The organism is Thainema salinarum CENA647 (genome assembly GCF_057732415.1).
Genome location: NZ_JBYJZJ010000022.1, coordinates 3360178 through 3384429, shown reverse-complemented (window position 1 = coordinate 3384429; position 24252 = coordinate 3360178). Strand labels below are relative to the sequence as shown.

Genomic DNA, 24252 nt, shown 5'->3' with positions numbered 1-24252 from the left:
CAACACCCAAATAACAAGCTTTATTAGTCAACGGGGCAACCCATGCAATATAGAAATATAACCATCGTTAACTTCTCTTGATCTGTCAAGTTTTGATCTATCAAGACTAAATTCGCGCTAGCTGACAGAAGCGTCGCATACGAGGCGGAATCCAACTCAGAAATTCAATGATTCTTAAGGCTATCATTTAGATAATCTTGCTCTCAAAACCTGAGCGGTGATATGGCCGTCGATTGTAAACGCGATACATCTCCTCTGCTGGTTTCGGATGAGTCTTCATGCGGTTTAGGCATAGCATGTAGGCATAATGACTATACATCGCGGAATTACTGCCAGAGTTTCCCCGTGGGGGATCGTTTCAACCACTGATTAAATTGCTGTGCACCGTTACCCGGCAGATCTTGCAGCGCATCTAATACTCGTTCTGTAAACGTATCGTTGCCGAAGTAGGTTTTAGCCAACCGATAAAGCTCTTGCATCAGCGTATTCAAATGGTGTTCTTGCCAAGCTGGAAACACTTTTCGCTCAATTGGATCTTCATTGAGTAAAAGATTGACAGCACTGGGCGAATTCGCATCTGGAAACCGCCACTGCAAAAACATCTGCGTGATGTCATTTTCAAAGGCTTTAGCTTGCTTAGCTCCGAGCAGGTCTTCAATATCAAAATAAACAGCTTGCAGCAGCAGTAAACCAGCTTGGATATATAAATCATCAATTTCTTCGTCTTCTTGACCAGAAGTGCCTACCGCATCTAAGCGAACTTTGCCCCAAACGCTGTAGCGCTCAGGTTCTTCCAGCAAAACGCAGGCTTTTCCCCGATTATCGGTCAAATCTCGCCAAAACGAGCGAGCATCGTCCTCCTGGGCCGCGTTAAACACGCTAATCAGGCGAAACGTTTGCCCCTGGTAGTGCAGGATTGGAATGGTCTGGTCTTTTTGAGGATGAGGGATGCTGGATATCTCAACATCCTGTCGTTTAAGAATAAACATGACGCTGCCAGCTGACCCATATGGAAGCCACAAGTGGCGGACTTGTCTTGCTAATGTTTCCCGCTAGAAATCGAAGAACGACGATGCACAGGCTAAGTCATTGATATTGATTTAGCGAATGCGATCGCATTCAGAAGCTAGCGGACGACTGAGCAAGTGCATCGAGGATACCGCATTTTGACAGAATCAGAACAAACCTGTTTGTTTAACTTGCCATTTCTGGTATCACAATGCACACAATTGCTGAAGCTGAATGACCATAAAATGACCATAAGTTAATAGTATAAGGTCTGGTGTAAGACGGCTGATCCAGCTCTTTCTCTACGATCACAGCTAATTTTGCGGCAAATTTTGAAAAGCCTGCTATCCTGTCTCTAAACTTTCCCATTTATGTCCAGTTTATTGCCTGCCGGAACTATGCAATCGCTCCCAACCCCACCGCCTCAACCGTTGACTCAATCGTCTCGTCCGCCATCTCGGGCTGCGGCCAAGTTGCGATCGCAGAATCATCCTCATCAGGCGCGTCGTAATAGGTCTTCAGCCCGCTCGGTGCAGCGTGAACTGCTTATCGAAGTGTCGCTCAAGCTGGGGGTAAATTTGCTGCTGATTGCCCTAGCTGGCTCAACCATTGCCCGCTTGCTGCCCTATCACCAAAATCAGCAGGCTAAGCTGAAGCAAATCAAAACCGAGCTAAGCCGTACCGAACAGCGCGTCGATACGATTGAAACAGATTTTAGCCGCCACTTCGATCCACAGCAGGTTGGCTCAATTATGCAAGAGCAGACCAATCGGCTCCAGCCTAATCAGCGGCAGGTGGTATGGGTTGATCCGTATCCTGCATCGCAACATTAAAGGGGGAGTAAGGTAAGAGGCGTTAAAAGCTATTTGGCTACTCAGATCAAGTAGACCTTGCGTAGGGGGCGAGTGGCACTCGCCCTTCTTCGTTTTTTGGTGCTGTAGTCAGTACTGTTAGGACACAGACGTTTTTGTGGCGCGGCGGAGACGCGCCACAAAAACGTACTAATCAATATGACTATGGCTGTTGCTTTGTGAAGTTGATTTGGGGTTCTTGGCAGGTGATGACGCCCATTGCTTCGAGAACGGCAGCCACACGTAGCACTTTCGCCTCTTGATAGGGCGCGCCGATGATTTGAATGCCGACGGGTAGCGGTTGATCGGGTAGGAAAACTGGCACCGAGAGAATCGGTAGGCCGATGAATGACAGCGGCTGGGTGTAGAGGCCCAAGTTGGGCCGCACCAGCATTTCCTCTCCATCCAGCGTCATGGTTTGCTGGCCGATTTCGGGAGCGACGCAGGGCGTTGTGGGAGCCAAGATGATATCCACCGATTGAAAAAGTTCTCGTACCCGATCGCGATACCAGCGGCGGAAGCGCTGGGCTTGCATGTACCAGGTAGACGGAATAAACGCTCCGGCAATAAACCGATCGCGGGTGGCTGGGTCAAAGTCTTGGGGACGCGATCGCAGATTTTGCCAATGAAAGTTACTGCCTTCGCTGGCTGTGATGATATAAGCAGCAGCGCGGGCGCGATGAGCTTCGGGAATGGTGATGTGCTGAGTAACGTTGAGCGCTTTGACGACTTGCTCAAAGCCTCGCGCGACGTCAGGCTGCATTTTTTGAGCAAAATAGCCATCTGCGATCGCAATTTTTAGACTATCCAGCCCCTGGTCAATCGTATCTAGAACCAATTCGGGTGATCGCTTGCAGCAGATTGGATCGCGCGAATCTGGCCCTTCCAAGACATCAAACGCAGTTGCGATGTCGGCCACTGAGCGGGCAAAGGGGCCAATGTGATCTAGGCTATTGCTGAACAGAAACGCTCCGGCTCGGGAAATGCGGCCATAGGTCGGCTTCAGCCCTAAAATGCCGCAGAATGAGGCGGGAACCCGAATTGAACCGTTGGTATCTGACCCCAAGGTTATCGGCACTAGCTCAGCGGCCACGGCAGCGGCTGAACCACCGGACGAACCGCCTGCTACCCGCGCGAGATCGTGGGGATTACGAGTGGGGCCATAGTGAGAATTTTCGGTGACAAACCCGTAGGCATACTCGTCCATATTGAGCGCCCCGACCAGAATTGCGCCAGCCTGCTTCAGCCGCGCTACCGTTGTCGCATCGACAGTCGCAGGCGGCAATTCCCGATTGATTTTTGAGCCAGCCAGGGTTGTTACGCCTTCAATATCCAGCAGATCCTTGACCGCAAACGGCACACCGGACAGTGGCCCCGGATCAATGCCATTTGCGATCGCAGTATCAATCTGGCGGGCAGCTGCGATCGCTTCGTCGGCCAGGATTGTGGTGAAGCAGTTGAGCGTTTCGTTGTGGGCCGCAATTCGAGCTAAGGTCGCCGCAATCGTCGCCTCCGCTGTGACTTCCTGATGTGCAATGCGGGCAGCCAAAAGCGTGGCGGTTGGTAAAGTCATAACAACCTGACAGGAGGTAAACAGCAGAGATGAATCTGTGAGAGGGAATGAGTTTATATCAAGTCTGTGTATAAGAACCCAATTTATTTTTGTGAAACGGTTGCTCCGCAATCGTTTCACAAAAAATTAAGTTATGGATTTTCAACCAAATCTGATATTACAGGCGCTCAGCGCCTGCAAACCCATTCCCTCTCACAGACGAGAAACCAAGCTTAAATTATGGCTCAAATTGGGGTGCTGCTTCTAGATCAGACGGTAGCGGAAACTCGTTGACTATTTGAGCAATTGGATAAATGCGCTCTAAATTATCAATCACGCCCTGCTGAGTTTCAGGCGTCAGCGCAAAGCCTAGCATCGGTGCTGCGTTGTTGACGTAGGCGGCGAAGTCAATGTCTGGAGTGGTGTTGGGCAGGTTGGAGGGATGGGGTGAATCGGAGGAGTGAGTCATGGCGAATGAGGTGCGATCGCAGGTTTAACGATACATCCATCATACAGTTGACAGTCAATTTCACCTTGCTTCAAGCATCTCTTCAACCGTTAACTCAATATCACTGGCAATCTGTCGTAGCAATCTGGGTGAAATATCACGACCTTTGTGAAATGGAACAGTTGTTCCTCTACCATCTTCATGCCGAAACTGCTTATGGGAGCCTTTCTGCCGTACTTCGGTAAACCCAAGGTTTTCCAGGATGCGGACAATCTCATTCGGTTTCAGAACTGGAATACTGCCCATAACCTACTGAACTACAATTTGCTGCGTTCCAATAAATTCTGTTTCGAAAGCCAGGGTTTCTTCATCCTCTAAAAGCATTTCAATAACTTCACGAATATTCTCCTGTAGTTCATCCAGAGTTTCTCCTTGTGAATGTGCTCCTGGAAATCCCGGAACATAACCAACATAGAGTTTGGTGTCTGGATCTCGCTCCACAATTGCAGTAAACGTTCTCATACAGCTAACTGAGGGTGTTTTGAATAATGATTGAACTAATATGTTTAGGATAAAGCTTCAAAACTCGGAAATGGTCAGAATTACGCTTTTGACGAGGTTAGCTCCGCAATAAACGTTTCGATATCTGGCAAGCAAGCACGAACGGCTGCTTCGTCGGCGGGTGAAATGTGCCGGAGCTGCTGAATTCGCCAGCGGGTGGCTCGTTCTAAATCGGCTAGTTCCTGTTGCAAAAGCTGGGGGCAGTTGGGATCGGCTTCGGCTTGCAGAATTTGAATTTGGCGCTGCTGGCTGTGCTGAGTTGCCTCAATTTGAGCCTCAACCCCGCCCACGCAGACAACGCTGTAGATTTCCATCAGCCGCTGATAAATGTGCAGTGCCTGCTGATCAATAGGCGGCGAATCCGAAGATTGCTGAGCCTGAATGTGCTCTAGCGTTGCGCGAATCCCTTCTGGTGTGAGCGGTTGAACTGGTTGGGAATCAGTCATTCCGAATCGGTCGTTATTGGCTGGCTATTGGCTGACTATTAGACTTTATCGGAAACTGTTTTGTAGCGCGGTGAAGCCGCGCTACAAAACAGTTTCCAACCCCAAAAACTTTGTTTCCAATTAAAGTCTATTGGCTGACAGTAATATTACGCTGCCGGAGCTGCTGCATAAAGAACTCTTCCAGCGAGGGGCGAGTCAAACTCAGTGACGTGACCTTGCCGCCCATCAGCCGCAGACTAGAGAGAAAATCGTAGGGATTAGCCTCCAATTGACCTTTCCAGTAGCCGTCCTGAAACTCTAGGCTGGTCAGCCACTTTTTGAGCACGTCCAGACTGCCGCCTCGTCCCTGTACCTGATAGGCCGTCGGTGTGCCGAGCAGTTCATCCAGCGAACCAACGCAAATCAGTTCACCCTGCGCCAAGATGGCAATGCGATCGCAGATCATTTCCACGTCAGACAAAACGTGACTGTTAAAGAAAATTGTTTTGCCCTGGGCTTTCAGCGACAGGATAATTTCGCGAATTTGGTAGCGACCCATCGGGTCAAGGCCGGACATCGGTTCATCCAAAAAGACCAAATCGGGGTTATTGATCAGCGCCTGCGCCATGCCAACCCGCTGGAGCATTCCTTTGGAATACTGCCGTAGCTGCTTCTTGGTGGCGGTGGAACGAGCCAGTCCCACCAAATCCAGCAGTTCAGGAATCCGCTTCTTTTGTACTGACCGGGGAATGCCGAACAGTCCCGCCGTGTACTGCAAAAATTCCCAGCCGGTCAGGTAGTCGTAAAAATAGGCGTTTTCCGGCAGATAGCCGATCCGACTCTTGACGTGGCGGTTGCCGAGGGGTTCGCCCAGCAGTTTTCCTTCTCCGTGAGTCGGGCGCACGATACCCAATAGCGTTTTCAGCAGGGTCGTTTTACCCGCTCCATTGGGGCCGAGCAGGCCAAATGTTTCCCCCTGATAAACCTCTAGGGAGCAGTTTTTTAATGGCGTCAGCTTTTTATTGAGAAAGAACCCCGTCCGATAGTCCTTGCGTAATCCTTGAGTTTGGACGACCACGGGAGGTGCCGCCATTGGCTCGTCGTTTGATTCGTTTGGGAGAGATGCATCAACTGTCATGCTCAGTTCTAGTTCTGAATCAACTGGTTGCAACCGCTATATTACGGGTAAGTCGTTAAATCTGCGTTAGCAGTCAACGACTGACTGATCACGCTCTATTCTATTAAAGATTAGGTCGTGGTATTCAGATTGGGATTGTTAGTGATGTCGTCTTACCGATTGATCAACAATCGTTTCCACACAACTATTAAAAATTGGACTTGAAGGATTAACTGATGGATCGCTCAAAACTGGTTGCCGTCGTCACTGGCGCTATTTCTATTCTGCTGGCCATCCTTTACCTGTTGGTGGTGCAACTGCTGGATTTCCGGGGTGAGATGAAACCTGCTCCGATTGACGATTTACTGATTATTCCCCACGCAACTGTGAATCTGTCTATGAACCGGACGATGAATCAGGCTGTGACTGGAGCGATTCAGCAATCGGAGTCACAACCCGTGCGATCGCATCTTGGAGAAACGCTTTGACGAGTTCATCCCGCCGATTGAGCTGAAACTGCCGCTGCACCACGTCGGACATGCCACCATCGCCCCAGTCCTGATCGCTCTGAAAATATTCCACAAAGCTTTTGCCCGCGATGCGAATCAGGTAAGCCGCAGTCACACCTTGAATGCTGCGACCCACTACCAAAGTGGCCACATTGGTCTGTAGCCCTACCGTCAGCAGCTGCAGCGCTCCTTTAACGATACCAAGGCTGCCCAAGGTTTTCGCCAGCGACAGGGCCAACTCCCGCCCCCGTTCAATGTCCATCTTGCAGCCATAAATACGGCCCAGTTCGACCACCATCTGGGCATTAATGGCCGCCGTCGCCAGCAAATCCACACCGGGTAATGGCGTAACGGCGACGACCCCCGCGCCAATCCACTGATAGCGATCAATCACCTGATCGGCCTGCTGCTGGCGCTGCTGAGCAATGAGCTGTCGCGCCTGTTCGCCTAGCTGCTTAGACTGGAGCAGGAGATTATCGGCCACCAGATCCTCGCCCTCGGAACGTAGAACTGCTGCCATGCGGCGCAGCAGCGGTTCAATAATCGGTTCCGGCTGGAAGACTTCATTTTGGCTGATAGAAACGATTGGCGGATCAGCCGCGATCGCAATTACATCCTGGGGCGCAATTAGCTTGCTCAATCGCCGCTGAAGCTGAGCTATAATCTGCTGCTGCTCCGCTTCGGGATATAAATCCATCTTGTTAAACACTAGCAGCAGGCGCTTACCCAGTGTTGCTAACTGCTCCAGCAGCACAAATTCCGACTGGCGCAGGTCGTTATCGACCACAAATAAAATCAAATCGGCTGAAATAGCTAATTCCCGCGCTTGATTAGCTCGGTCTGCACCTGTGATCGCAGCCTCAAATAACCCGGCTGTATCGACGAGCTGAATGTCTCGCCGCAGGCCGCTGAGCTGGAGCCGATAGGTGGCTTCGGTCTGCGTTGTGCCCATCGGTGCGCCAACCTGACCAACAAACGCGCCCATAATCGCATTCACAATCGAAGTCTTGCCGACAGAACCCGCGCCAAATAGGACGATGCGGAGATCTCGCTGGGAAAAATCTGCCGCCAGCTGGCTTGACCGCTGTAGCATGGCCTGACGGGCCACTTCGTCCTGAATCTGCTCGGCTTGTCGCTGTAGTGCTTGCAGCGTGGCATCTGCGGCTTCGGCCTTGCTGCGAGGGACAGGTTGCCGCCAGCGCCGCCGCCTGGGGCGCAGAAATAAGTAACCGTAGTAGCCCAAACCTGCGATCGCAGCCGCTAAAGCCAGCAGCAAAACAACCAGCAGCACCCTCGCTAACAGCGGCGAAATCAGGGCAATATCGGCGTAGATGCCTGCCAGAAAGCCAATCGCAATGATCATCAGAATGACGATCACAAAAACTGCGATCGCAATCGGCAGATACCGGAAACTTTGCATAACAAATGAACCCAGCACAGTATACTGGGCTCAAATTAACACAACTAAACGGCTAGCCCGCGAATTTTATAACCTGCACCAGAGGCAAGTTGAGGCTATGACCATTTGAAATGATGATTAACGGCGAGACTCGCGAGGCTTGGCCTTATTGACTCGCAATTCACGACCTAGCCATTCCGCACCGTCTAGTTCTGAGATGGCAGCGTCTTCGTTTTCTTCACTTTCCATTTCAATAAAAGCGAAGCCACGCTTTTTTCCTGTTTCGCGATCAACCGGAAGACTGATGCGCCGCACTGTACCGTATTCGGTGAAGACCTCCATCAAATCTTCTTCGGTTGCACTAAATGATAGATTACCAACGTAAATAGTCACGATTCTCACCAAATCAAACTAGGCATAGAAGGATACGGCATGAAAACATAGAGAACGCTATGGTGCTTATTCCCGAATAGTTTTCAGCTTTTTATACCGAATCTTGGCAGACATCATAGCCCATCTATTTATAAACCGCAGTACTTCCCCTTACATCTCGCAATTTTTCTCTCCTGTTTTCACCTTTTCAATCCCTGATTCACACCAATCCTTGACAAATAGACACTTATGCCCTTTAGAGTTAATTAATGATAACTATAAGATTATCAAATCCTTTTCAAATGCTTATTCTGAGCATTACAGGTCGTCAAACTCAGACATTAGACATATGCCATTTTCGGGGTCTTTCTAATCAATAATTGTCGTTTGCTTCATATTTTGTTACAAGTGAGTAGAGCAGAACTATAACGTATCGTAGGGACTTCATGTTTGGTAGCCTTACAAGCTTCAAAAACTCAGCGGGTACTGATTTCGGAGAGCGTATGCTGAATACAGTTGCGGGTCAGTCCCTACGTCACCTCTTTAGTCGGTGTGACGATTTAGAGGTAGACATCCGGTGCTATCCATCGAGCAAGCTACTTCAGGGTGGAATCGACAGTTTTAGCATGAAGGGGCGCGGGCTGGTGATTCGCCGAGACTTTGAAGTCGAAGAAATGTCGTTTGAGACAGACGCCGTTTCTATCGATTTCGGTGCAGCCCTGCAAGGAAAGATCAAGCTGCGTCAGCCGACCCAAGCAGTTGCACAGGTGATTTTGTCTGAGCAAGCCATCAATGATGCCTTTAAGGCTGATCTCGTGACGCAGCACTTGCAAAACTTAGACAACCCAGAGCTGACGCAAATTTCGGGAGACGAACCGGTTTCGTTTGAAAATATTCAGGTTGAACTGTTGCCCGATCAGCAGATTAAGTTAAATGCGACAGTTGATCTACCAAATCAAGCGGCTGTTCCAGTACGCATACTCGCTCGGTTAGAGGTCGAGCGGCGGCGGCGGATTGCCTTTGCTGATCCCCAGTTTCTAGCCGATGAGGTGCCAGAAAATCTACAGGGCATTTCGGAAATCTTGTCGAATGCCTTTGCCAAGATCCTGAACGGTATGGTGGATTTGGATCGTTTTAATCTAGATGGCGTGATGATGCGGATTAACCGCTTAGAGACTCAAGGCAAGCGTTTGCTGTTTAGCGGGTACGCCCAGATCGATCACTTTCCCCAGACGTAAGAAACGCAAATTTAATCAAGCGAAATCTTGGGGGGAGAACACGGCAGTGCCGTGTCCCTACAGATGGAACTAAACAACAGGTCATAAAAACCGCAAAAGAATGGTTAGGCCGTTGCACTGCAACGGCCTAACCATTCTTTTGCGGTTTTAGGGCAAGATGTGAGGTGTACGAATGATGTGCGATCGCAATTCTCCAGATTCTCCGCAACCTCTACAGCTAAACCTCTATGCCTGTTTCAAACCTGCTCGCTCTAGGTGGGGTCGTCATGTGGCCCCTGCTGGGGTTTTCGATTTTTGTCACGGCCCTCGTGCTGGAGCGCTTATTGTTTTGGGGCCAAATTGGGTTCCAGCAGCCGTCTCTCATTCGCAGTGTTCTGCACCTGTACCCCCGCGATCCCAAAGCTGCTTTTACTGAACTGGAGAAGCACGCCAATTTGCCGATTTCGCGCATTTTCTTAGCTGCGCTGGAGCTGGATCAGGCCACGCCAGAAGAGTTTAACCTGGCGCTGGAGAGTGCGGCCCAGGCTGAACTACCCATTCTCAAACGATTCAGCACGGTATTTGAAACGGTAATTGGTGTGGCTCCGCTGCTGGGGCTGCTGGGTACGATTTTGGGCTTAATTAACACATTTGCAGCTTTACGAATCGGTGATGTTGGCGGCAGCAGCACCGCAGGCGTCACCGCAGGCATTAGTGAAGCGCTGATTTCGACTGCCGCTGGCTTAGTCGTGGCCATTTTTACACTGCTATTTGCCAATTTGTTTCGAGGACTCTATCTACGTCAGCTATCGACGATTCAAGAATTTGGTGGTCGCTTGGAGCTGCTGTATCGATATCGATATGCGGCGAGTCAGCGCAGCAGGATGTAAGAGGTTTAGAATGTGGGCAGATATAAATGCTGTTTTGAGGCAAAGCAAACAGAGAAAAGCAATTTGAGGAGGATTATTGCTTGTTAATCTGTTAATTCAGGCGGCAACCGTGCTGCTGGTCAGCTTTTTGATTACGGTGCCGACGCTGCTGTATCTGCTCGGAGCCTTTCGTCAACAGCATCGCTACATCCTCAAGAATTTACCGGATCCGGCCTCTAAAAACTTTGGCTTGACTCTAGCTAGCCTTTCGGATTCGTTGATTACGACCGGCAGGGTTACCCACTTCTGTGTCGGAGCCGATCAGATTTTTCAAGCGCGGCTGAATGCGATCGCAGATGCGCGTCATTCCATTTTATTTGAAACATTTTTTATGACGCCGGGGCGGCGAGCTGACGAATTTGCAGCAGCGCTGATTGAACGGGCGCAGCAGGGAGTCATTATCCGACTGGTGGCCGATAGCTATGGTGTGAAGGCCATACCGGATTCCTATTGGCAGCGTTTGCGCCATGCTGGCATACAAGTCGGCTTTTTCAATCGCTTCCAGTGGCGATCTCCGCTGGATTATCTGGATCGGACGCACCGGAAGCTGCTGATTGTGGATCAAAAAGTGGCGCTGATTGGTGGCGCGGGAATTTCTGACATGTGGGACACTGTGCCCCATAGCCAGGCGGATGAAGAGTGGCTGGATTTTGAAGTCCGCTTAGAAGGCCAAGTGGTTTCAGTATTGCGCGGTATTTTTTTGCAGCATTGGTTAGACACCCACGGCAGTTTTGATTTCCGCGATCGCAACTTAATTCACGGTTCGCTGGACGATCGGCCCCGCATTATTGTTACACCGGGAGAAGACCCCACCTATCGGGATTCCGCCATTCGCTCGCTGCTGAACGTTGCAATTATTGCGGCCCGTAAGCGGATCTGGATTGCCAGTCCCTACTTTCTGCCGGATCTGAACACGCGTGAAGAAATGGCTGCGGCCAAACGGCGGGGCGTCGATATTCGCATTCTGACGATGGGGCCGCGCACTGATAAGCCGTTTGTTCATCACACCTGCCGTACGCTGTATCCCCGCATTCTGCAAACGGGAGTAGACATCTATGAGTATCAGCCCAGCATGATGCACAGCAAGGTGATTTTAATTGATGACTCCTGGGTGAGTATCGGCAGCGCCAATTTTGATCCTCGCAGCTTTTTTCGTAATGATGAACTCAATCTGTCAATCGCGGAAGCGACCACCTTTAATCAGGTTGAGTCATTTTTCAAAATGGGCTTTGCCCATAGCCATCTGATTCAGCCGATTGACTTGCGGCGACGATCGCTGCGCGAACGGCTGATTGGCCGACTGGGCCTATTCGCTTACTGGCAGCTTTAGCGGCAAATCGGCATTGATTGACTCAATTTCCAGCTGCTCCATTTCGTTCACTTCGCGAATGTAGGCCAGTAAGATCTGCTTCATCCGCTGGTCGTAAAAGCGATGAACGCTGTGATTGGGTGTGGCCGGAAAGCCGCGCCGCTTCTTGTGACGTCCCCCGGCACCGGGGTCAAATGATTGAATGCCCTGGGAAATGGCCCAGTTAATCGGCTCGTAATAGCAGGCATTGAAATGTAGCTTATCGATTTCCTCGTCGCAGCCCCAGTAGCGCCCGTAGAGCTGATCCTCCTTGCGGAGACAGAAAGACATGCCGATGGGATGGTGGCCGCGCTCTGGATCGTAGGTTGCTTCGTTATAGGCGGCCACAAACACCACGCGATCGCAAAAGGTGTGACTGATCTGATCAAAAAAGCGCGGGGTGAGGTACTTGCTGCCCCACCAGCCAAACTTATCGCAGGTATCCGCATAAAAGCGATACATCAGCGGAAAGAGGGACTTGGGGATATCTTCGCCCGCATGTACGTCAAAGACTAATCCGGCCCGGTTCATCGCCTTGCGTTCTCGCTTGATGTTGCGCCGCTGGTTGGCATTAAACGCACCCAGGTAATCATCAAAGGTTTGAAACCCGTCGTTTTGCCAGATGTAGCTGTGGTGCAGCCAACTGGTGAAGCCGTGGCGCTCAATTAGCGGTTGCCAATCGGGATCAACATACAGAAAATTACAGCCGGAGATCCGGTTGCGATCGCAAAAGTGATCGATTTCCGCCACCATTAGCTCAGTGATCGCTTCCTCATCTTCTCCTGGCGCGACTAAGAACCGATAGCCTTCTGCTGGCGTAAATGGCGACATGCCCAGCAGCTTCGGGTAGTAGCGCACACCCAATCGATGGGCCAAATCCGCCCACTGATGATCAAACACAAACTCGCCGTAACTATGCCCTTTCACGTAAAGCGGAGCCGCCGCCACTAAAGTGCGATCGCGCCATATCGTCAAATGCTGCGGCAACCAGCCTGCCTTTGCCCCTACGCTGCTCGACTTTTCCATCGCGTGCAGCCATTCCCATTCCAGAAACGGCGTTTTCAACGGCAGAGCTAACTCATCCCAAACCGACTTGGGAATTTCATCCACTTGGGTAATCCAAGCCGCCGAATAACGAGGTCTCAACTGTTCAACCATCGTGAGGCCAATCTCCTACGGAGCAAAACGCACAGTAAATTCCAGCACTGTTTCTTAGGGTAATGTAAATTCCCTTAACGTCGCAGGCGATAGTGCAAAAATACCTCTTGGCCTTTTACGTCGGTAGACAGTAGCTCTAACCGAGGTGCAACGCCTTCTGGCCAACCGTCCCCCTGGACTGGAGATGGAGCCGTACTGCCCCCAAGTATGAGCGGACATACCGTCAGCAGAATTTCATCAACACAATCTGCTGCTAGCAGAGAAGCGACAAGCTGACCGCCACCGAGAACCGCGAGACGCTTGAAATTAGCTTGTGCAAAAAGGTCAAATACCTGTGGCCAATCAATGTGTTGGGTCGTTATACCTTGGGTGATTGTCCGTTCAAAGGGATCGGCAGCTGTGCAATCAGTCTTACGATCTTGCACAGCTTCTTGCACAACAGTGCAACCAGTTTTAGTCGTCAACAACCAGCGCGGTACAGGCTGGCGAAAAAAACGCGACTTGAGATCTAGCTTTCCAGACGGCGAACAAACAATTTGCACAGGTTGAGGCGGTTTATGTTGCTCTTGTCGCTGCTGTAATAAATCCGGATCGCGTACCGATAGCGTCGTGCCATAGGCCCTCAACGTTCCTGCCCCAAACAAAACTGCATCCGCCGCCGCCACCTGCCGCTCCAGATGTGCCTTATCCTGCTTTGACCCGAATCGTGCAGGTGAACCCGATGCATCTGCAATTTTGCCATCCGCACTCATGGCTAGGACAACGACAGCGTGTGTAACGCGGCTAACAGGATTCAACTTCATTTAGCAGTGTCCATTTCCAGTCATTGTTTTCAGCTGTTAAAAGATCTAGTTCCAGGGCGCAGATATGAGAAACCAAGCCCAAACAGCATGCCATTGAGCGTTTTATGCGGATGAGCGTTTTATGCGGAATATCATCGTTTAGAGCAAACTGTCCAGTAATGTGGAGCCGCCATCATTCATCGGCAACATGCCACAAACCTTTCTGTCGCTAAAATACGCTAATTCTGGCCCCATATACTATCCTGTAGATCTGTCTGCGCTAGACTCTGGTTATCAAACCTCTAAAATTAGATTCAATCGTATGCCTATGTCTATTGAAGCAAGTAAGCGAAAACCTGGGTTGCTCTCTCTTACCCTAACTCCTGTTTCTACAGCTCTTGCCTTTTACCACGCCCCTTTTTATTGAGATTTCTTCCTTTTAGTCTACTTCTCACTATTAAAAATCCTACTTTTTCTCAATTTACTTCTAACCATCCATATATCAAATTCAATATGAGGGCATGTTGTAGGCTTTAGATTATGCTTTGCTGTTGCTCAAATGTTCAGAGTAATAGCTACAGCAATATTTCTAAAAAGCTGAATCAATGTATCCTTCGTTAAGATCTTTTGTTAGTTAGATACAAGATTTTGAGTCAAATCCGTAGATTCACTTAAATTGAGCAAAAAGTATTTTTGGTCGCAACTTGTCTAAAAAAATCAGTAATATCTGTGTATTTTAGAAGAGATTAGATCTGTAATCTCTCTAATTAATTGACTTATATCGTTAACTGCCTTATGTCGCCTGTTTATTCATTAATAATGAACAGACAGTCGTTAGAAGTCGGCACAATAGGTCAATATCCTTCTTTAGAGAGAGTGAATTTAGCTAAAGTCAACTAAAGTTACAAATTTAACTGCTTTCTGCAAAAGCTGAATTTGACATCAATCTAAGGGCTTATTTAGTTAACTGCTAGAATCATGAGTGAAATTACCATTTTATGATTTACCCCGTTCGAGAAAAAGTTAAGCAAAAATCTATGCCAGTTCCTATTCCACCAGCCAATCGATTATCAATTTTTGTTGATGGAAATAATATGTTTTATGCGCAGCAAAAAAACGGCTGGTTTTTTGATCCAAAGAAGATTTTAGAGTACTTTACTCAATCGCCTGCTACTTCGTTGGTCAATGCCTTTTGGTACACAGGTCTTAAAGACCCTCAAGACCAGCGCGGTTTCCGTGATGCCTTGATTAGCCTAGGTTACACTGTGCGTACCAAAATTTTGAAAGAGTACTACGACGATTCTTCAGGACGGCTATCTCAAAAAGCCAATTTGGATATTGAAATCGTAGTGGATATGTTCAATACGGTTGAGCAGTACGACAGCGTGATTTTGTTCAGTGGCGACGGTGATTTTGAGCGAGCAATTGAGCTATTACGCTCTAAAAATACTCACATTACCGTTGTATCAACTGAGGGCATGATCGCTCGTGAGCTACGCAATGCAACCGATCGCTATCTTGATCTGAATGATATTCGTTCATTCATTGAAAAAGTAGATGGGAACTAGGTGATAAAGCAGGGCTATTGCATTCTAAATAGAGACTTGAGAGTGCTAAGTCCAAATCCAGCCCGGCGTTGAGCTTGAGCCATATTCTCAAAGCCATGATTGCGATATAAGTTCAGCGCAAAATTACGGGCCAGTGCCCAATTTTGCACCAGAGGAGGGGTTCGAATGCGGGAGGCATCTTCCCCTTGAGTCACATCTCGGACATAATGCACCTTGTTTTCTACGCCCCAATAGCCTCGGATGCGTTGAGCAAAGGCTTGGACACTCTCACAAAAGGAAGCCACGTAGTAACGGGTGTCGTGAGACACCTCAACGATGTCGGCTCGATGCACCTGGCGCTCGGATTGAACTCGAATCAGCGTCTGCAATCCCGGAAACTCGGGCATGTTATCCAGGATGTGACTCATGCTGATCGTTCGTTTTTCAATGCGACCATGCCCTTTGTTGAGCTGTTGGACGGTTTGCTGCGCCTGAAAATGAGTCGTTACGGCCTGGAGCAGCCCAGATTGGTTGCCTTTGAGTGCCCCCAGATAATGGTTGCCACTGCTGAGAATCACCTCAGCCGTTTTTTTTGAGTACTGATCGCATCAAAGGCAAACACCACTCCATTGAGCGCCAATTGTTCAATGAAGATGGGCAAGGCTGTGATTTCATTGGTTTTGGACTCCACCTCATAGGGCTCCAGGATGAGTCCTCGTTCCACAATGTAAGCGCTGACCAGCAGAATTGCTGGATGCGACTCGACCTGTGGGTCATCGCTGAGCGCTTCATAAGACCCCCGCACAACTTTGCCATCAGTCGCAATCGTTTCTCCAGGCTGAGGATGAACGCCGAAAAACCGAGATAAACAGGCGGCATACTCGTGATAATCCACCCGCAAGAGCGTTCGTCGAATGGTGCTGTAGGAGGGTAAACGGTCTTGAGGAGGCGAAAACAACGCCACTAATTCATCGTGATACGCCTTGAGCCAATCCCCGATCGCCAGAAATCCCCGATTCCCTGCCGCAACGGCCAAGGTGAATAGGGCTAAACATAAGGCTTGGCTATGTCGTTGTCCGGCTCGACGGCGGGTATCGGGTAAGTCGACAAAGGCTTCTACAATCGCAAGTTGAGTCATCTGAACCTGTAGATGAGCGTCAGCTTCGATCCCATATTAGGCTACTTGTTTAGAATGAAATAGCCCTGGGTGATAAAGAACAGTTTCGTTAACGAAACGGTGTATCAAGTGCGATCGCACTTTTGACATCCGTTACATCTAAACCAAAAGCAGGCAGGTTATCGTCCTTCAGCGGCAGTTCCGGCCTACTTTTGGTTTGGTACCTGATTTTGACCAGTCTCAAGTTCAGAGACTTTCAGGCAAAATTAGGTGGTAGCCCTCGAACGGTAGTGATTTTTCGTTGTCTGGCGGTGTTCACACAACGAAAAATCATTACTGAAATACCACTACTAAGTAGGCAAAAGGTAAACCATCAAACATTCTGTGCTGGAATCCTGCCGATAAGATAGCTAGCAAATCATAAGCAACTCAGCGATAAGGAGTTGGGATGTACAACTTAAAAGCCACCATCATCGGCGCGGGCATGGCCGGATTAACGACGGGTATTGCCCTGAAAAAGATGGGATACACGGTTGAAATCTATGAAAAAACCCGTCAGTTGCGGCCCGCTGGCGCTGGCATTTCCCTCTGGTCAAATGGCATCAAAGTCCTGAACTGGCTGGGATTGGGTGATCAGATAGCCGAGATTGGTGGCCAGATGAATCGGATGGAATATCGGAGCCATCGCGATCAGCCGCTGCACGAAGTAAATCTCACCCCCTTGTTTGCGCGAGTTGGGCAGCGTCCATATCCCGTTTCTCGGACTGATTTACAGAATATGCTGCTAGATGCGTTTGGCCCAGCGAATGTTCATTTGGGCTGTCGCTGCGTCGATGTGGAAGAGGATGAATCTGGCGTTACCGCAGTGCTAGAAGATGGCACTCGCGTGACGAGTGACGTACTGATTGGTGCAGACGGGGTTCACTCGACGGTACGCCGTTATGTATTGGAGCGAGAAGCAGCTTCCCGCTATGCCGACTACGTTAACTGGAACGGCATTGTTGATGCAAAGCCGGGACTTTGTGATCCAGACAACTGGGTCATTTACGTCGGCGAAGGTAAGCGGGCTTCGATGATGCCGATTGGCGGCAATCGCTTTTATTTCTTCTTTGGCTATCCGATGGAAAAAGGAACGGTGGTTGAACCTGCGGATCGGCGGGATGAGCTGGCTCAAATTTTTGCAGGTTGGCCGCAGGCTGTGCAAAATTTGATTGCTGAACTCGATCCGCTAGAAACCAATCGGTTGGAAATTAGTGACCTTGATCCATTAGAACGGTTGACGCGGGGCCGAGTTGCGATTGTCGGTGATGCTGGGCACGCAACGACGCCGACGCTGGGACAGGGGGGCTGTCAGGCGATGGAAGATGCGATTACCCTGACTCAGTATCTGGTCACGACTACCATCAGTGTGGAAGATGCACTGAAGCGATATGAAGCTGCTCGGAAAGAGCGGACAGCCAGTTTGGTGCTCAAGGCTCGCAAACGGACGGACACGATTTATGGCAAAGATCCGGCTGCCACGGAGCAGTGGTACCAAGAGCTGAAGCATGAGGATGCCAATGAAGTGATTGATGCGCTGGCCAAAACAATTTTGGCTGGCCCCATGAATTAATGGTGTTTACTCACATGTAATTGCTCAACCCAGTAGCCAATCGGACTGCTGAGAGGTAAGGGCACGAGAAATGACATCAAAGGCAGACATGCCCTGACGTTGTGCGGTATTGATGAGCGAGCGCACCTGAGCGAACAACTCGGCTCCCCAGTCGGATCGAAATCCGTTAGTCACCTTGCGAAAGACCACGCTCCAGCGCAACGCTTGCTCACTGGCATTGTTGGTCGGTGGGATGGTTTCATCCGTCAAAAACAGCAACAGATGAGCGCGAATTTTCTGATAGCGTCTGAGCAACCGCTGCCCCTCAAGCGATTGGGGTTGCAGATTCAAAATCTCCCGCAGTGAACCGCGAAATCGAGCGCCATACTGCTCGACGGTTGAAACCGCCAGGGTGTGTCGTCGCCGTTGCAGAGCAATGACTTTGAGGAACAGCTGTTTCATCCGAGGAGCAAATAAGTCATCACCGGCATCAATGGCATACTGACAATCGCGCAGTTGATGGGCCAAACACACTTGCCACTCGTGGGCCGGATGAGCCTTCTGAGCACTAAACAAATCAGAGACCCACACCTGAGGCCGATGGCCGTCCATCACCTCGTCAATGACAGCTTTTCCTCGGCTCGGGCGAATCACATGCAAACAGACCTGCTCATTCTGAAACACCCACTCCCACTGGTTGACTCCATTGACTCGTGCCCCCGTCTCATCACTGCCGACCAGACGAGCACTGCGCAAGCGCTCCACAATTTGGGCTACCGGGGATTCAAGTTGCCCCTGCACTCGTTTCAGCAGATTGGCAATGGCTCCTTGCGACACGCTCAGACCGCAAAGGTCGCTCATCAACTGGCTCAGCCGCTCATAGCTGATGGCATGGCGGTAGCGTAGATAGGTGACTAGAGTTGCCACACTGTTACCAAAAGGAGAGCCGGGTTCCAACCCGACTGGAACGGGAGCCTCATAGGTTTGCTGGCAACAGGGACATACCCCGCCATAGCGTTCAACTCGGGTGATGTCAGGGGTGAGCTGAGGCAATTCAATCCGCTCGTAAATCCCGCTCAAGCGCTGCATTGAACGGTCAACCTCAGCTCCACAGTGGGGACAGCTCTTGGCTTGGGCGACCACAACTTGATCGGGGTGTTGACTTAATTCTCGCCCACCGTCACGGTGGCTTCCCGTTTCTTCCGATGGACTAGCCATGGGTTCACAGCGGCTCTGATTGGGTTTGAAGCCCTTGGAGGGAGGCAAACTCGAATTGCGCGACGTTTTCTTTACCCGCTTTTGCTTCAGTTGTTCGACTTCTGCTCGCAACCGTTGCAGCTCCTGCCACAGCCCTTGAATCAGGGCATCTTTTTCGGCGGGGCTTAATCCATCGAGTGGGGGCAGTTCTGTCATGGCAAAAGCTTATCATCTTCTCTCAAAGCCGTGCTTGGGTCAACCGAGTTGAGCAATTACACTCACATCTTGCACCAAAACCCAGAAGGGTTGTTTTGCCGCCGCATCGCGGCGGCAAAACAACCCTTCTGGGTTTTGGTGCAAGATGTGAGGTTTATACATTTGGCTTAACCGTTGCTGAAAAAGAGTCCGCTATAATCAGCTCGCAATTCATCACGGCATTAAATCAATGGCAGGTAAATTAACTACCCATGTTCTCGATACGGCGCATGGTCGTCCGGCTTCGCGCATGAAGATTGAACTGTGGGCAATTGATCCACAATCGAGCGATCGCACTTTGATCAAAACCGTTTCGACCAATGAAGACGGGCGCACCGATGAGCCGCTTTTGGTGGATGACGCGCTCAAAATCGGCGTTTACGAACTTGTGTTTTCCGTCGGTGAATACTTCAAGCCAATGGGTGAAAGTTTGCCAGAACCGATGTTTTTGGGACAGGTGCCGATTCGCTTTGGTATTGCTGACACGTCGTCGCATTACCACGTGCCGCTGCTGGCATCCCCTTGGTCATACAGTACCTACCGAGGTAGCTAGATGTACTCGCTGGCTGAATTGAATCAAATGGATCAGGAATCCTTTACTCAGGCATTGGGCAGCATCTTTGAAGAGACACCTGCGATCGCAACTCAGGCTTGGCATCTGCGGCCTTTTACCAGCGTGAGTGACCTGCACCACAAGATGCTCCAGGTCGTGGATCAGATGACTGTGGACGAGCAAATTGATTTAATTTGCGCTCATCCCGACTTGGGCAGCAAAGCCAAAATGGCTGAGGCATCGGTGCAGGAGCAGTCTGGGGTGGGTTTAGACCAACTCAGCGCCGCCGAGTATGAGCAATTCAGCCAGCTCAATCAGAGCTACCGGCAGCGGTTTGGCTTTCCATTTATCGTAGCGGTGAAAGAACATACGAAAGACAGCATCCTCGCTGCATTTGAGACACGGCTACAAAATTCCGCCGATCAGGAACGTCAGCAAGCTCTCACAGAAATCGGCAAAATTGCTGGATTTCGGTTGAATGCAGTGATTAGTGATTGATCTCTTTAGGAACGCAGATTTGATCAGGTGAAATCTTTGAGGTAGGGACACGGCAATGCCGTGTCCCTACGGACGAAACGGTTTACAGGCCATTTAATCTACAGTCTCTAGCGTTTCCGGTTATGTAACCAGAGAGATATTCAGGTCTTCCTGGCCTATCAATAGAACAGAACACATGATTGATGAGGCATCTGGAAATCCTATGGCAATCCCACGTCTTTTTTCTCCGTCTAGCGCTAAACCGTGGCTAGCCGTCGCTATTGGTTTAACTTTGATTACAGGCTGTAGCAGTGTTCCGTCGATCAGCGAGTCCACTAGCGAAGCACCAATGCAGGCCGAGATGGAAGCTGTAGGAAATCAAGCAGCAGGTGCGGCAGATCAGGCTATCCCGGTTGAGCCACCTTCACCTGTACCCAGTGCTCCACAGGCGCAACCTCAACTGGCCAAGCGGGCTGAACTCTTTCTTGTTGTTGACTCAGTTGAAGACAGCATTGATCAGGCCAGCGCGATCGCAACTACTCAACAGGGCGATCTGCTCAACTTGAATGACCAAGTACCGCTATCGGCAACAGAACGGCAAACCGCGACGATGCAGATTCGGGTGCCGCAGGCCAAGTTAGACGCGACGCTAGAGCAACTGGCCGAACTCGGTACCGTCCAGCGCCGCACCATCAGCGCTGAAGACGTGTCCAATCAGCTGATTGATCTGCAAGCCCGTCTGCGGAACCTGCGGAAAACAGAGGAAATGCTGCTGGAGATTATGGAGCGCTCCGGCTCGATTGGCGATGTGCTCAGTGTGGCCCAGGAGCTCAATAACGTGCGGGCTTCAATTGAGCAGATCGATGCCCAGCGCAAGAGCCTACAGGGTCGCGTAGATTATTCCATCATTGACATTCGCCTCGAAGCCGCGATCTCAACTACGACGCCTCAGCGGGCGATCAGTACTCAGCTCAGCGGCACCTGGCAGCAAGCCACCAGTTCAGTGCAAGATTTTTCAATTGATTTACTCCAGCTTGGCCTGTGGATTCTGGTTTACAGCCCCTATCTCGTCATCGTTGCGTTAGTTGCCATGCTGGGCTATCGCGCCACTCATCGCCGCCGTCCTGCACCTGCGATCGCAGGTGAAGAAACTGAATAAGCCAGCTTTGTTCTGTAGCAACAGTCATATTGGTTGGGACATTTTCGTAGCGTGGCAAAGCCGCGCTACGAAAATGTCTTTCCGATCAAAGTTGGCTAGGGCTGTAAATTTGATTAAATCCGCGTTCCTTAGCGAGCACCTGCTCCTTGCGTTCCAACTGGAAACTTTTCTCTCATAGCATCAGAATCATTAATTTCTGACGAGATCAGCTGGCTAAAAGGCACAGAAGCAACACCTTTCTGAATGGCTTGCACCTTCGCTGGAAATCTATTGACTAAAAATAAGCCGCTTACCACTGCAATCAGAACCGAAACCCATAGTCTCTCTACCTTGATACGCAATTTGCACGTGCTGTGCTGGGATCTCAATACCAACTCAATCAAATCCACCGAAACTAATTCCTTACTCGTCCATCTCGCCCCATAAAGGGAAATAAGTTTATATAAGGAAGTCGATACTTCCCATATCTTGCACTTTGCACTTTGAGAACCCGAAGAGGTTGTTTTGCCGCCACATCGCGGCGGCAAAATAACCTCTTCGGGTTTTGGTGCAAGATGTGAGTACTTCCGATGTTTTATCAGTGATTTTATAGACGCTGTACTTGAATCAATCATTCAACAGACCTACGCATAAACACGTATAGCCTGATACGTTTGCTCAAGTTTTCGCCTGATGCTCTATACGAGCTATATAGATCTTGGTCTATCCAAATCTATTTTTGCATGAATTTAAGTCTATCCAAAAAAAATCCAAGATTTAACGCCGTGTATAACCAAGTACGAACGAATTGTTAAATCCAGTTTATAAGCAAAATTTATGGTTGTGCGACCAACTGATTCTTGTGGGTAATCTGAATTGCGATCGCAGGGACAATGCTGAGGAAAAAAAGGTAAATGGAATTTCTCCACTTCCTAAAATCACCTGCTCAGCCATCAGAAATTCCGAGTCATTAAAGATTGAGCCTTGTTTGGTAGCTGTTGCGATCGCATCTAGAAAAGCTATAGCTTCTCAATACAAAACCTATGTGAAATTCTTACAACTCATCCTGGAACAATGGACAGATGCCTGTAGACTGTTACATTAGTTCACGTTGTCATGAATTTGAAAATTCTGCCCTGAAGGGGGATGACAGCGCTTGCATATTGTTATCACCCAGGGAACTCTATTTCAGGTACATTCAATCATCTAAAACTACTACTATTTTCAGCCAAACGCTTGCGGAGCAAGCGCTTCACACAAAATAGTTAGGTTTCATGCACAGGATTGATATTACCGATCCATTTTCAATTGATAGAGCTATATTTACTTGTTCGTTCACAATTCATGCCTATGCGTTTGCGTTTAATACCAAACTGGTTCCGTTTGCGAAATCCAATTCTAATTGTGTTAAGTGGTTTGTCATTTGCGATCGCAGTTCTAACGGCCCAATCGACAGCCGCGAATATTCCATCCAATAATATTCCGTACAATCAAGAAATTCGCGCGGTTTGGTTGACCACCAATGACACTGAAGTCTTACTTGATCAACCGAAGCTAGACGCCGCGATGGAGCAGCTGGCGCAGTTGAATTTCAACACAGTTTATCCGGTGGTATGGAATGCAGGCTACGTCATGTATCCCAGCGTCGTAGCCCAGCGAGCGGAAATTCAGCCCTTCGTGCGGCGCGGCTACCAAGGCCAAGACATGCTGAAGGACTTAATCGACAAGGCGCACCAGCGCGGTATTTTAGCGATTCCCTGGTTTGAGTTTGGCTTTATGGCTCCGCCCATGTCTGAACTCACTCTTAATCATCCTGACTGGTTCACCCACAAGCAGGATGGTGGGGAAACATCCATCAGTGCCGCAGGCGAAGTCATGTGGATGAACCCGTTTAAGCCCGAAGTGCAGCAGTTTATCACCAGTTTGGTGATGGAAGTGGTCAACCTCTACGATGTCGATGGCATCCAGTTTGACGATCACTTAAGTCTGCCAACGGAGTTTGGCTATGACAGCTACACATCGAATCTTTATTTTGAAGAAACAGGTAAGCAACCCCCTGCCGATCCCTATAATCCTGAATGGGTGAGCTGGCGAGCCAACAAACTCACCGCTTTTGTCACCCAGCTTCAGCAGCAAATCAAAGCCCGCAAGCCCCACGTTATTTTCTCGATTTCGCCCAATCCCTACGATGTGGCCTATACCAATTTTCTACAGGACTGGCTGAACTGGGTGAAGCTTGGCCTCGTCGATGAACTGTTAATTCAGGTGTATCGCGATAACCTGGGCAGCTTCACGGAGCAAATTGCTCGCTCATCCGTTCAAGAAGCCCGTCAGTATACATCGGTTGGAGTTGGCATTCTGACTGGTTTGCGGAACATGCCTGTTTCAATGGATCTGATTCAGGCTAAGGTGAGAGCCGCTCGCTACTACGGTTTGGGTGTTTCCTTCTTCTACTACGAAAGTCTCTGGGAAGATGGCGCAGAGCCTCCCGCCGAACGGGTTGCGCGGTTTCAAAATATCTTTGCCACGCCAGCCTTTCGAGCCGCTTCACGAACTTAGGAGTGCAAATCAAATAGCCTATCCATCGTTCTATCCGTAAGGACACGGCAATGTGTCACGCGCTGTAAGGGTATGCCCCTGATGCGCCACAAAACTATACCCCTGTTGTCCGAATTCAGCGCTAATACAGAGGTAAGAGTTT

Annotated in this window: 26 protein-coding genes and 1 pseudogene; 11 read left to right on the top strand and 16 right to left on the bottom strand. The window is 49.7% G+C overall.

Annotated elements, in window-relative coordinates; genetic code table 11:
* Nucleotides 1-326: 326 nt before the first annotated feature.
* A complete protein-coding gene (locus tag AC286M_RS21695) occupies nt 327-989 on the bottom strand; it encodes an Npun_F0813 family protein (protein WP_488206374.1) in 663 nt (220 codons plus the stop codon).
* Between the two features lie 417 nt (nt 990-1406).
* On the opposite strand from AC286M_RS21695, the gene AC286M_RS21690 reads away from it, so the two are divergent.
* Nucleotides 1407-1841 (top strand): slr1601 family putative cell division protein, encoded by a 435-nt coding sequence (locus AC286M_RS21690; RefSeq protein ID WP_488206373.1) that lies wholly within the window; start codon nt 1407-1409, stop codon nt 1839-1841.
* 181 nt (nt 1842-2022) lie between these two features.
* On the opposite strand, the gene AC286M_RS21685 is transcribed toward AC286M_RS21690, so the two are convergent.
* From AC286M_RS21685 to AC286M_RS21660, 6 genes are all read right to left on the bottom strand, one after another.
* The gene (locus AC286M_RS21685; protein ID WP_488206372.1) at nt 2023-3432 is read right to left on the bottom strand and encodes an AtzE family amidohydrolase; all 1410 of its coding nucleotides are present in this window, start codon (nt 3430-3432) and stop codon (nt 2023-2025) included.
* Nucleotides 3433-3649: 217 nt separating this feature from the next.
* On the bottom strand, nt 3650-3880 hold the full coding sequence (locus AC286M_RS21680; RefSeq protein WP_488206371.1) for a DUF4089 domain-containing protein: 231 nt from the start codon (nt 3878-3880) through the stop codon (nt 3650-3652).
* 60 nt (nt 3881-3940) lie between these two features.
* Complete coding sequence (locus tag AC286M_RS21675) at nt 3941-4165, bottom strand: type II toxin-antitoxin system HicA family toxin (protein WP_488206370.1); 225 nt, start codon at nt 4163-4165, stop codon at nt 3941-3943.
* A 3-nt stretch (nt 4166-4168) separates the two neighbouring features.
* Nucleotides 4169-4381, bottom strand: a complete 213-nt coding sequence (locus tag AC286M_RS21670; protein ID WP_488206369.1) for a type II toxin-antitoxin system HicB family antitoxin — start codon at nt 4379-4381, stop codon at nt 4169-4171.
* Nucleotides 4382-4461: 80 nt separating this feature from the next.
* Nucleotides 4462-4866 (bottom strand): hypothetical protein, encoded by a 405-nt coding sequence (locus AC286M_RS21665; protein ID WP_488206368.1) that lies wholly within the window; start codon nt 4864-4866, stop codon nt 4462-4464.
* 127 nt (nt 4867-4993) lie between these two features.
* Nucleotides 4994-5983: an ABC transporter ATP-binding protein gene (locus AC286M_RS21660; RefSeq protein WP_488206367.1), complete on the bottom strand. Its 990-nt coding sequence runs from the start codon at nt 5981-5983 to the stop codon at nt 4994-4996.
* A gap of 215 nt (nt 5984-6198) precedes the next feature.
* Between AC286M_RS21660 and AC286M_RS21655 the strand changes: the two genes are divergently transcribed.
* Nucleotides 6199-6450, top strand: a complete 252-nt coding sequence (locus tag AC286M_RS21655) for a hypothetical protein (protein WP_488206366.1) — start codon at nt 6199-6201, stop codon at nt 6448-6450.
* Here the strand turns inward: AC286M_RS21655 and AC286M_RS21650 are convergent.
* Nucleotides 6359-7891, bottom strand: coding sequence for a YcjF family protein (locus tag AC286M_RS21650; RefSeq protein ID WP_488206365.1), 1533 nt, complete (start codon nt 7889-7891; stop codon nt 6359-6361). The two genes, AC286M_RS21655 and AC286M_RS21650, sit on opposite strands and share 92 nt — an antisense overlap.
* Before the next feature lie 117 nt (nt 7892-8008).
* Nucleotides 8009-8263, bottom strand: coding sequence for an RNA-binding regulator (rbp, locus tag AC286M_RS21645; protein ID WP_488206364.1), 255 nt, complete (start codon nt 8261-8263; stop codon nt 8009-8011).
* Nucleotides 8264-8688: 425 nt separating this feature from the next.
* Here rbp and AC286M_RS21640 point away from each other — a divergent pair, with 425 nt between their 5' ends.
* The 3 genes from AC286M_RS21640 (at nt 8689) to AC286M_RS21630 (ending at nt 11718) form a co-directional block, all read left to right on the top strand.
* Nucleotides 8689-9480: an LmeA family phospholipid-binding protein gene (locus tag AC286M_RS21640; RefSeq protein WP_488206363.1), complete on the top strand. Its 792-nt coding sequence runs from the start codon at nt 8689-8691 to the stop codon at nt 9478-9480.
* Between the two features lie 227 nt (nt 9481-9707).
* Nucleotides 9708-10349, top strand: a complete 642-nt coding sequence (locus AC286M_RS21635) for a MotA/TolQ/ExbB proton channel family protein (RefSeq protein WP_488206362.1) — start codon at nt 9708-9710, stop codon at nt 10347-10349.
* Between the two features lie 76 nt (nt 10350-10425).
* Entirely contained in the window at nt 10426-11718 is a 1293-nt protein-coding gene (locus AC286M_RS21630) for a phospholipase D-like domain-containing protein (RefSeq protein ID WP_488206361.1), read from the top strand.
* On the opposite strand, the gene AC286M_RS21625 is transcribed toward AC286M_RS21630, so the two are convergent.
* Nucleotides 11695-12894 carry a GNAT family N-acetyltransferase gene (locus AC286M_RS21625; RefSeq protein ID WP_488206360.1) on the bottom strand — a complete coding sequence of 400 codons (1200 nt, stop codon included), beginning with the start codon at nt 12892-12894 and terminating at the stop codon, nt 11695-11697. The two genes, AC286M_RS21630 and AC286M_RS21625, sit on opposite strands and share 24 nt — an antisense overlap.
* 74 nt (nt 12895-12968) lie before the next feature.
* Nucleotides 12969-13697, bottom strand: a complete 729-nt coding sequence (locus AC286M_RS21620; RefSeq protein WP_488206359.1) for a RibD family protein — start codon at nt 13695-13697, stop codon at nt 12969-12971.
* Nucleotides 13698-14674: 977 nt separating this feature from the next.
* On the opposite strand from AC286M_RS21620, the gene AC286M_RS21615 reads away from it, so the two are divergent.
* A complete protein-coding gene (locus tag AC286M_RS21615) occupies nt 14675-15244 on the top strand; it encodes a LabA-like NYN domain-containing protein (RefSeq protein ID WP_488206358.1) in 570 nt (189 codons plus the stop codon).
* Nucleotides 15245-15258: 14 nt separating this feature from the next.
* Here AC286M_RS21615 and AC286M_RS21610 read toward each other — a convergent pair.
* Both AC286M_RS21610 and AC286M_RS21605 read right to left on the bottom strand, forming a co-directional pair.
* Nucleotides 15259-16361, bottom strand: a pseudogene (locus AC286M_RS21610) (ISAs1 family transposase).
* Nucleotides 16362-16449: 88 nt separating this feature from the next.
* Nucleotides 16450-16584 (bottom strand): hypothetical protein, encoded by a 135-nt coding sequence (locus AC286M_RS21605; RefSeq protein WP_488206357.1) that lies wholly within the window; start codon nt 16582-16584, stop codon nt 16450-16452.
* A gap of 204 nt (nt 16585-16788) precedes the next feature.
* Between AC286M_RS21605 and hpxO the strand changes: the two genes are divergently transcribed.
* The gene (gene hpxO / locus AC286M_RS21600) at nt 16789-17952 is read left to right on the top strand and encodes an FAD-dependent urate hydroxylase HpxO (RefSeq protein WP_488206356.1); all 1164 of its coding nucleotides are present in this window, start codon (nt 16789-16791) and stop codon (nt 17950-17952) included.
* 24 nt (nt 17953-17976) lie between these two features.
* Here hpxO and tnpC read toward each other — a convergent pair whose 3' ends face one another.
* Nucleotides 17977-19344: an IS66 family transposase gene (tnpC, locus tag AC286M_RS21595; protein WP_488204311.1), complete on the bottom strand. Its 1368-nt coding sequence runs from the start codon at nt 19342-19344 to the stop codon at nt 17977-17979.
* A gap of 39 nt (nt 19345-19383) precedes the next feature.
* Nucleotides 19384-19506 carry a hypothetical protein gene (locus tag AC286M_RS21590; RefSeq protein WP_488206355.1) on the bottom strand — a complete coding sequence of 41 codons (123 nt, stop codon included), beginning with the start codon at nt 19504-19506 and terminating at the stop codon, nt 19384-19386.
* A gap of 67 nt (nt 19507-19573) precedes the next feature.
* On the opposite strand from AC286M_RS21590, the gene uraH reads away from it, so the two are divergent.
* From uraH to AC286M_RS21575, 3 genes are all read left to right on the top strand, one after another.
* On the top strand, nt 19574-19936 hold the full coding sequence (uraH, locus tag AC286M_RS21585; protein ID WP_488206354.1) for a hydroxyisourate hydrolase: 363 nt from the start codon (nt 19574-19576) through the stop codon (nt 19934-19936).
* Nucleotides 19937-20434, top strand: coding sequence for a 2-oxo-4-hydroxy-4-carboxy-5-ureidoimidazoline decarboxylase (uraD, locus tag AC286M_RS21580; protein WP_488206353.1), 498 nt, complete (start codon nt 19937-19939; stop codon nt 20432-20434). It abuts the gene before it with no gap.
* Between the two features lie 202 nt (nt 20435-20636).
* Nucleotides 20637-21572, top strand: a complete 936-nt coding sequence (locus tag AC286M_RS21575) for a DUF4349 domain-containing protein (protein WP_488206352.1) — start codon at nt 20637-20639, stop codon at nt 21570-21572.
* 128 nt (nt 21573-21700) lie between these two features.
* Here the strand turns inward: AC286M_RS21575 and AC286M_RS21570 are convergent, their stop codons facing one another.
* Nucleotides 21701-22186 (bottom strand): hypothetical protein, encoded by a 486-nt coding sequence (locus AC286M_RS21570; RefSeq protein WP_488206351.1) that lies wholly within the window; start codon nt 22184-22186, stop codon nt 21701-21703.
* Nucleotides 22187-22901: 715 nt separating this feature from the next.
* Here AC286M_RS21570 and AC286M_RS21565 point away from each other — a divergent pair.
* Complete coding sequence (locus tag AC286M_RS21565; protein WP_488206350.1) at nt 22902-24110, top strand: family 10 glycosylhydrolase; 1209 nt, start codon at nt 22902-22904, stop codon at nt 24108-24110.
* Nucleotides 24111-24252: the final 142 nt, after the last annotated feature.